Here is an 8,281-nt window from a genome sequence, read left to right as displayed (position 1 = left end):
TGCCCTTAACCGCATGATCCAGCTAGGTAAGCCGGACACTTATAAAGTCGAAGACTAATTCCTATCCTGACTTCGGATTGGAGTGTCCTTTTTTCCTTTCATGCAACAAAGCCCATAAGTTCTGCAAGATGGACGGGTCTAGAAACTCGCTATACCACATCGAAACAAGAGCTTACAGGGTATTTAACAAGGAAACCAAACAAAATCGCTACTCTAGCAAAAAACTACTAGACAAGGCATTCCCAGCAGTTTCCTACTCCGAAAATAAACACGTCATGGTCAAAGGAACAAAATCCCCCTATGACGGAGATACAGCCTACTGGAGTGAACGTAACAGTAAACTCTATGATGGCGAAACCTCTAAAGCTCTTAAGAAGCAAAACCACAGATGTGCATCCTGCGGCTTAAAGTTCATTGATGAGGAACGGGTTCACCTGCATCACATCGACGGAAATCACGCCAACTGGAAAAAGAATAATCTTGAAGCAATTCATGAGAGTTGCCATGATTACAAGCACATGAGCAAAGGCGCAAGCTGAGAACATCGGGAGCCGTGTACACGGAAACGGGTACGCACGGATCTAACTGAGAGGTGCGGGGAATAATATCCCCCATCGACTCAACCAATTGAAACCGTTTCGCAATCAACCAAGTAAAACAGAAGTACGTAACTGTCTACAAAAATTATTTACTGTGATTGCAGACGCGCAACGTTTTGCCAATAGGGAAGATACAACAATAGCGGAGAACGAGCTAGCACAACTGTGGATTATTTCTCCCAGTGCTTCCAAAGCTCTGCTCAAGGCTTTTGAAGCTAAACTAGATTTAGACAATTGGATGAGCGGAGTGTACTTTCTGCCATTGGGTTTAAGGGCAGCAATAGTGGCAACTAATAAGCTACCGCGAACTCCAGACACACTATGGTTTAGACTCTTGGGTCGGGGAAAAGTACAAAGGGAGGCAGTAGAAGAACTGGTTGCACTACCACCATCCGATCTTGTACGCCGCAACGTACTGGAAATAATTTACAGGTGGCGTATCAGTGTAATGGCACAGACAGAATTAACCAGAGATGACCAGGAGTTGATCATGAACTTAACTCAAGCTTACGAAGAAGCAAGAGCTGCTGCTGTACAAGAAGGAGTGCAACTTGAACGCCGTCAAGTTGTAGAAAACTTGTTGAGATTCCGGTTTGGCTCTGTGGATGAAGAACTTTCAAAAGTAGTCGATAGTTTGTTGCAGTTAACTCCAGAAGAATTTACTCCCCTATGTCTTGAATTATCTCGTGAAGATTTGCTGGCAAGATTTAATTCACATCAATAACCTGTACAGGGCAAATAATTAGTAATAAAAGGCGCTTTTGTGAAATCAAGAGCGCTATTTTATTGGCTCTACGCTTCATGTATCACAATTAAACGGCTGCGCCAATGCGAAGTGAAATGTGTTGGTATTGAACAATGAACCCTCAAGAAAATTCTGAATTACTTGCTGCTTTGATGCGCCAAGAGGAACTACTCAAGCAGTTAATCGCTTCAATCAATAAGCCAAAACTAGGATTGCACTCTGATGCTGGCAGTAGCAAAATCTACTGCAATCGTCACAATGGTTCACTGTGGTATACCCTAAACAACAGTGAAGCGAGTGCGATTACCCAAAGTGCCTTAACTGGATATCTAAAAGAACTCAAATTTGAGAAGTGTGAGCGCAGAGGCAAAGAAGTTTACAAGTTGCTGATTACAATTCAAGCAGACAGACCCTATATATTAGAAAGTGGGCATGATACTCACTTTGCTAAATCTGTATTAGCCGCGATCGCAACTCTTACTCCACAACAATTATATTCTCCCATGACACTACAGCCTACTCCAGGGACGACATTTGGGTGATGAAGGTACTATAAAACATCCACAGTATCTGTTTCTACCTCTGCCAAATCAAAAGAAAAAGGCCAGCTTTCGATTAAATCGAAACAAACTCATGACTCGCTGTTATGAGGTCGAAGGCATGGTTTATCAAAAGCCTGCGGTACAGGATAATTCACAGCAACTTCAGCTATTTTGAGCCATGTCCATACATAAACCACCAGTCATCAAAAGACACATTAGGTTACAAAAAAGCTCTACGAAAGTAATCTATAGGGCTACTAGAGACATTCAAATAGCCACAAAGAAAGCTTCGCTGAATTGAAAGTGAAAAATAGTGATTGAGATGAATAATTATGGTACAAGCAATTGACAACCCTGTTGCTGCAAATTTCCTAACTGATGCAGTAGTTGAGCGCCACAATTTCTCACAGTTAAATAAAACCCGTATTCGCTTCCGTATCCAGCTAAAGAAAAGTATAAAGTCTGCCGCACCTAAATGGGCAGATGTGCTAAAAGCTGAAGTCTCTGAAATTGAATCAGACTTAGTTAAAGTTACAAATTCCGAAGTCGGATTACGCGGAATCAAGGTATTTAAGAAGCTCGATGAAGCTGCCGCCCAATTAAGGCAAGAAATCGCTTCAGTTCAAGAATGGATGAGTAGTGATACTGGTGACTGGATTTGTCCGATTGATTTAGCTCCACTGGTGTGGAATCAGTTAATCAATATTAGGGATAATATCGCCCCTGGATTGCGTAATCAATTAAAAGCTGATTACGAGGCGGGACTTAATGATTATCAAGAGCGGATTGATCAGTTCCTCTCACTTAACACCTGGGAATTAGCACAGGATAAGCAAGAGTCAGTCAAAGCCAACTTGTTAAGAGCATTTCCGACTCTGACCGATCTTGAAGACTATTTGCAGGTCGTTATTGGTCGTCCGGTGATTATTCCTGCCCTCTCTGAACAACTCAATCAGCAGCAAGCCGAGTGTCTTGACCAGATTACCAAGTTCATTCAACAGTATGACCAAAATTTGGAGCAAAGGCTACGGGAATCTGCGATCGCTGGTGGTGAACAACTCGCCGCCCAGTTGCTTGAAGAGTTGGCTGATTGGGAACCAGGACGCAAGCCAGTCCAGTTCAAAAGGAAAATGGAACGCCATTTGATGAAAGTTCAAGTACTACTAGCGAATGCTGACCCAGATGCGAGTAGTAGCTTAGAGCAGATGATGGCACACTTAGATTCTATCGTTAACGATCCGGCGATTGAGTCTAAGAATCTTGGTTCTGATACGCGCAGTCAGTTGCAGCAAAAGATAAATTCTATCCGCACCAAGTTGTTAGATGAACAACGCAATCTACAATCACTTGCGACTGACGACGTGGGCTTATCGAAAGCTACGGTCATGTCGTTCAAATTCAGGTAGAAAATAGTCTTGAGCTAGAGTGTATTGCTCAAGACTGCTTGCAAATGGATTAATTGCGCGATATGCACAATATCTTATGTATGATATCGCGCTTCTATGTTGATCACATTTCTTCAATTTCAACTCTATATGCGATAACTTTATGTCACACTTCTCAACCGTTACAACCAAACTTGCTAACCGTGAATGCCTGGTACAAGCTTTACAAGATTTGAAACTGAATCCGCAAGTACATGAAACAGCACAATCACTAAAAGGATACTACGGTGGCTCTCAAGGACAAAGCGCTGAAATTATCGTATCTGGTCGCACGATAAAAGCCCGTGCAGACATCGGTTTCAAGTGGAATCAGTCAAGCGGCGTGTACGAGGTAATACACGATACTTATGAAACAGTTCCTAAGCTGGGCAAAGACTTTTTCAGCAATAAACTAATGCTGGCTTATGGTAAGCATTTGGTTCGTGTCAAAGCTGCCGAGTTACAAGACCAGTTTGGTGAATGTGCGATCGCTGAAGCAACCAACGGCACTATGCAAACTTTACGGCTGACTTTTGCCGGACATCAAGAAGTTCAACAATATGTAAGGAGATAAACATGGAACGTTCAGTTTTGATTCATTTCGACAGCGCTACAGGTGAAATTCGGGTAGAGGCTGAGGGATTCGAGGGTTTGAGTTGTTTATCAGCTACGCAACCATTTGAATCCGCTTTGGGAGTTGTAAACGAGAGCGATCACACTTACAAGGATGAAGCCCAAACCCAACAACTTCGGACAACTTCAACCCACTCTATTCGCTTACGGCAGTAAATCAGGGAAAAGGGGAACCGCGACCTAACAATTCGCAATTCGCTTTTTCGCCCATTCGCAATTGAAAATGCGAATTGTGAATTAATTGATTAATTGCTTAAAAGTGGGTACAAGCCCCCACCATACCGTAGGTTGGTGGTCTTCAATTAGTGGTGGGTGCGAGCCCCCACTAATTGTCTTAATTGCGAATTGCGAATTCACAATTGCGAATTGTTTTGACGATTGGGTTCCCCCAAGAAATTTTATGTACTTACCTAAAGAGTATCCTTTCATCCACATTTACGCCCAGCAAAAACCACGCCAGCCCACGATCATCAAAGCAAATACTGAAGGTTTGTGTGTGCTGCTGAATGCCATAGTTACCGCAATTGCCTACCAAGAGAACAACGGTACAGCAGAGGTTTTTGACGGCGATGCCGAAGTTTATGAAGTAGTCGTGAGACTTGTTAATACTCACGATGAATTAGCTCCACTTCCATATCAAATTGAAAACCAATGAACCTCTCAAATCTTCTCTCCACGCTCGATTCACAAATCCCCATTGTTGCGGTTGATGTCTTGTCTCCTGATGAAGCGACGATTATTCAGTGGCTGACTGCTGAAGCTAACAATAAGCTCTCATGTCCAGTGTTCTTCTGGAATCTGGGAGTATCAACCTTAGAGCAATGTTTAATCGCAGCAGATGGGGGATTAGTGTTTAAGCCAGTTGCAGAGTATAAGAAACCACAACACGCTGATCCACTACTATTTGTATTCGACTACATTGCTAACTTTAGCGGAAATGGTGTATTTATCCTCGGAGATATTCACCCCTTTATTGCTAAGAATTCACCCCAATTGAGTTGGGAGATTTTAAGCAAGGTAAAAAACCTTTACCACAGGTTAAAACCTACAGATAAACGCATTGTATTGTTGGGTCAGAACATACAATTACACGAATCCTTAGTCAGATTGATTCCTTATTGTGAAGTCCCTTTACCTAGTATTGACCAAATACTTGAGCATATCACTTCTTATTTACATGATCTACAACAGTCTGCTATTGAACAGGAATTGACTTTCACTGTTACGCTAGAAAATGCTGAATTTGAAACTCTTTCTCGTGCAGCGCTGGGTTTAACTTTAGAAGAAATTAGCGACTTCCTTCGGTTAACAGTCAAAGAAAACTTGACTAATGATGGTGTCGTTGTTGACGCTGATTTCATCCCTAAAGCCGTCGAGTACAAAACTCGGCTACTCTCTCAAATGGGCATTGAGTTGGGTAAACCTGCGATAATCCCATTCGGCGGTTTGGATTTACTGCGCGAATGGCTGACTCGTCGCCGCCGTCTATTTACACAAGAGGCACGAAGTCTTAGCTTACCGCAATCAAAAGGTGTGTTGCTGGCTGGCCCACCCGGAACAGGAAAATCTAACTGTGCCAAAAACATTGCAACTATACTGAATTTACCACTCCTACAGCTAGACATTGCATCCCTGTTGGGCAGTCTGGTCGGTGAGTCTGAGGGGAATGTCAGACGTGCTTTGAAAACTGCCGAGGCAATCGCACCCTGCGTCCTGTGGATTGACGAAATAGAAAAAGCCCTCTCCGGTAGTGGCGATACAAGTGGAGTCAGCCAAAGGATTCTAGGCAATATCCTCACGTTTATGTCGGAATCAACCAGTGGCGTGTTTGTCGTGGCAACCTGCAATGACCCTTCAGCATTACCAACGGAGTTAAAGAGAAAGGGAAGATTTGATGAGAATTTTTTCGTCGATCTGCCGACAGAGCCAGAACGGGTACAGATTCTAGGGATTCACCTAGAGCGATTCGGTATTCAAGTACAGCTTGAATATCTCGAAGCGATCGCAGCTTCGACCGCGAAATTCTCCGGTGCAGAATTGGAAACTCTTGCTTCGGAAGCTGCTCTGCTGGCATTCGATGAGGGTAGACCACAAAAGGTAACGCTTGCTGACCTCGAAACCTGTCGTCAAACCATTACCCCGCTTGCAATTCAGGATGCGGCGGCAGTTGAACGAACGCAGGGTTGGGCATCCACCGCACGACGGGCTAGCAGTCCTGTGGTTGCAGCGAAAACTCAGTCTTTGCGTGCTGCTAAGTTTCGGAATATGAACTGATGAGAAAGCGATTGTCTCCTGATTCTATGGGGGCGATCGCCATCGGTTCATAACGGGTACGCCATCGCTCTTTCTTCTAGTAATTGAGAGCAACCAATTAACATAGTTAATAAGGCGAAGAAACATGATAACAGATTTAGTTACATATTATGGGCAAACTCCAACTATTGACCAACTGGTTGATAAATATGGTGTGTATTTAGAGAAGTTGGACAGAGAAACTAAGCTTATGCTCCGAATGGCATTAGCAACTTACATTTTTACGTTAGAAAAAGACAGTTCTACTAAGCATACTGTTGCTGAGGCACTTGAGGATGCATTGTCTAATCTGGGCTTATTAGTTTCATATCCACTATATAAAAACTTGTTTGAGGATGTCTGCTCTGTTTTAAATGGACTAACAACTCTGGAAGCCGAAACGATACTTGAAGCTTTACAACATCAAATTGGATGGGGCAATGCCCAGAAATTAGCGAATTGATTGGGTAAGAAAGATGGAAATATATTTAGTCTTTGTTGACGCAATTCAGAACAGCAATAAATTCTGGGCGGCCATTGTCGAAGATGGTAATTTAACAGTGCAGTGGGGCAGAGTCGGTTATCAAGCACAGACTAAAGTCCACACATTAGGCAATCATCAAAGAGCCGTTAGCAAATTCAACAATCTAGTAGCAGAAAAGAAAGCCAAAGGCTACAGCGAAAGTCAGCCATAGATTGATGCTAACCGCAGTGTTGCAGATATTAGACGAGCTATTCAATTGTTGAATATTATCCGTCCGTCCGTTGCTCTCCAGAATTTTGGTGATACCTACATATCTGCTCTTAATGAATATCTGAAAATTGTCCCAACACCTTTAGGAATGCAAATTGACTACCACAGAGTTTACCGCACAGTAGCAGATATTGACTATCAGCAAGAATTACTCAATTCTCTGTTAGCGGCACCTGTACCACAAGTTGCTGCGGTGGCTGTTGGTCATGCTCCTGAAGCAACAACAGAACCCAAGGTAATCAGTCTCAAGACTATCAGTAAGAATTTCTGGCGACATCTTTAGGCTTAAAGAGTGTGACTGGCGAAAAGCTAGCCACACTTTTAGTTTTTCTGCAATCGCATCTTTAGTGTTAACTGGATTTGCTGGAGTAGGAGCGATGAGTTATTTTGTCTGCCTGGAGAAATTTTGGTTAATAGCTATATTCGGCAATATTTTTTCCATAAAAATATAGCCGATAACAAGTTATTATACAGTAGTTAATCAAAAATATGTAAAGCAAGATTATAGCAACAATTATAGGTCAGTCAGAGGCAATCATTGATAGTCAAAGTGTGAAAGCTGCTGCAATGGTACATAAAGGTATGGGCTACGATGCGGGCAAGAAAATTTACATGGCGCAAGCGATTTATGAAAGTCGATACCGGGCGGGTTAGTTTTGCGGGTCTTGGTGTCCTGCTCAAAAAAGGTTGGGTTGTAGAGCGGACTTTTGGCTGGTTAATGTGGTGTCGGCGATTGGTTAGAGACAATAGAACTCTTGCATAAATATTTTGTGGTATCATTATGGGTTATTCTAGTTTCAGTTTTCGGCAATTCAAATAGTAAGAGTTTATAAATTTTTTTGAGCAAGTATTGTCAAGCAATGGCTTCGCCCGCGGCAGGCAACCGCTAACTAAAAAAAGGCAGCAAACGTTGTTTCAGTTATTGATTAATTACTGAAATTATCTGATTAATTTGATTTTTCAATAGATTTATATGGCTAATTCGTGATTATAAATTCCCGCAATTAAATTCGACCTTAACCCAAAACGTCTATGACGATTTCGATATCTATCAGACAAAATTTTAAATATCTTTAAACGGCAGGGGAAACGCACCTTATTTCCTAACAAAAACTAATAAAGATTTCAAAGTCATTTATACAAGTGCAAAACTTGACAAGGTTATAAACAAAGTAAATCGATTCTTTTGCAATCGTATAAATTAACTTATCTCTAATAAAAGAACTTTTATTTAAGGATAAATTAGCTAACTATTCAGCCATAAATAAGTAAACTCATCCTTGAAAATAAGC

11 protein-coding genes and 3 pseudogenes are annotated in these 8,281 nt (G+C 42.0%); 13 read left to right on the top strand and 1 reads right to left on the bottom strand.

Annotated elements, in window-relative coordinates; genetic code table 11:
* Nucleotides 1–113: 113 nt before the first annotated feature.
* From H6G97_RS39770 to H6G97_RS55060, 13 genes and pseudogenes are all read left to right on the top strand, one after another.
* Nucleotides 114–539, top strand: a pseudogene (locus tag H6G97_RS39770) (HNH endonuclease); the annotation flags it as partial.
* Between the two features lie 88 nt (nucleotides 540–627).
* Nucleotides 628–1,323 carry a hypothetical protein gene (locus H6G97_RS39765; protein ID WP_190946132.1) on the top strand — a complete coding sequence of 232 codons (696 nt, stop codon included), beginning with the start codon at nucleotides 628–630 and terminating at the stop codon, nucleotides 1,321–1,323.
* A gap of 134 nt (nucleotides 1,324–1,457) precedes the next feature.
* The gene (locus H6G97_RS39760) at nucleotides 1,458–1,886 is read left to right on the top strand and encodes a hypothetical protein (RefSeq protein ID WP_242055887.1); all 429 of its coding nucleotides are present in this window, start codon (nucleotides 1,458–1,460) and stop codon (nucleotides 1,884–1,886) included.
* Between the two features lie 332 nt (nucleotides 1,887–2,218).
* Complete coding sequence (locus tag H6G97_RS39755; protein WP_190946131.1) at nucleotides 2,219–3,292, top strand: hypothetical protein; 1,074 nt, start codon at nucleotides 2,219–2,221, stop codon at nucleotides 3,290–3,292.
* 142 nt (nucleotides 3,293–3,434) lie between these two features.
* Nucleotides 3,435–3,884 (top strand): DUF1257 domain-containing protein, encoded by a 450-nt coding sequence (locus H6G97_RS39750; protein ID WP_190946130.1) that lies wholly within the window; start codon nucleotides 3,435–3,437, stop codon nucleotides 3,882–3,884.
* Nucleotides 3,885–3,886: 2 nt separating this feature from the next.
* Nucleotides 3,887–4,099 (top strand): DUF2997 domain-containing protein, encoded by a 213-nt coding sequence (locus tag H6G97_RS39745; RefSeq protein ID WP_190946129.1) that lies wholly within the window; start codon nucleotides 3,887–3,889, stop codon nucleotides 4,097–4,099.
* Between the two features lie 244 nt (nucleotides 4,100–4,343).
* A complete protein-coding gene (locus tag H6G97_RS39740) occupies nucleotides 4,344–4,598 on the top strand; it encodes a hypothetical protein (protein WP_190946128.1) in 255 nt (84 codons plus the stop codon).
* Nucleotides 4,595–6,217, top strand: coding sequence for an AAA family ATPase (locus H6G97_RS39735; protein WP_190946127.1), 1,623 nt, complete (start codon nucleotides 4,595–4,597; stop codon nucleotides 6,215–6,217). The genes H6G97_RS39740 and H6G97_RS39735 overlap by 4 nt, the downstream gene beginning before the upstream one ends.
* Before the next feature lie 124 nt (nucleotides 6,218–6,341).
* The gene (locus H6G97_RS39730; protein ID WP_190946126.1) at nucleotides 6,342–6,698 is read left to right on the top strand and encodes a hypothetical protein; all 357 of its coding nucleotides are present in this window, start codon (nucleotides 6,342–6,344) and stop codon (nucleotides 6,696–6,698) included.
* A 13-nt stretch (nucleotides 6,699–6,711) separates the two neighbouring features.
* Nucleotides 6,712–6,930 carry a WGR domain-containing protein gene (locus tag H6G97_RS55665; RefSeq protein WP_338421944.1) on the top strand — a complete coding sequence of 73 codons (219 nt, stop codon included), beginning with the start codon at nucleotides 6,712–6,714 and terminating at the stop codon, nucleotides 6,928–6,930.
* 45 nt (nucleotides 6,931–6,975) lie between these two features.
* Entirely contained in the window at nucleotides 6,976–7,272 is a 297-nt protein-coding gene (locus H6G97_RS55660) for a hypothetical protein (RefSeq protein ID WP_338421943.1), read from the top strand.
* A gap of 251 nt (nucleotides 7,273–7,523) precedes the next feature.
* Nucleotides 7,524–7,624, top strand: a pseudogene (locus tag H6G97_RS56255) (IS5/IS1182 family transposase); the annotation flags it as partial.
* Nucleotides 7,618–7,752 carry a hypothetical protein gene (locus tag H6G97_RS55060; protein ID WP_277883405.1) on the top strand — a complete coding sequence of 45 codons (135 nt, stop codon included), beginning with the start codon at nucleotides 7,618–7,620 and terminating at the stop codon, nucleotides 7,750–7,752. The pseudogene H6G97_RS56255 and the gene H6G97_RS55060, both read left to right, overlap by 7 nt.
* Nucleotides 7,753–7,958: 206 nt before the next feature.
* Here H6G97_RS55060 and H6G97_RS39715 read toward each other — a convergent pair.
* Nucleotides 7,959–8,066 (bottom strand): annotated as a pseudogene (locus H6G97_RS39715) (IS5/IS1182 family transposase); the annotation flags it as partial.
* Between the last annotated feature and the right edge of the window lie 215 nt (nucleotides 8,067–8,281).

Source organism: Nostoc flagelliforme FACHB-838 (assembly GCF_014698065.1).
GTDB lineage: Bacteria > Cyanobacteriota > Cyanobacteriia > Cyanobacteriales > Nostocaceae > Nostoc > Nostoc flagelliforme_B.
Note: the sequence above shows the minus strand (reverse complement) of the source record. Positions and strands in the feature narration are given on the sequence as shown.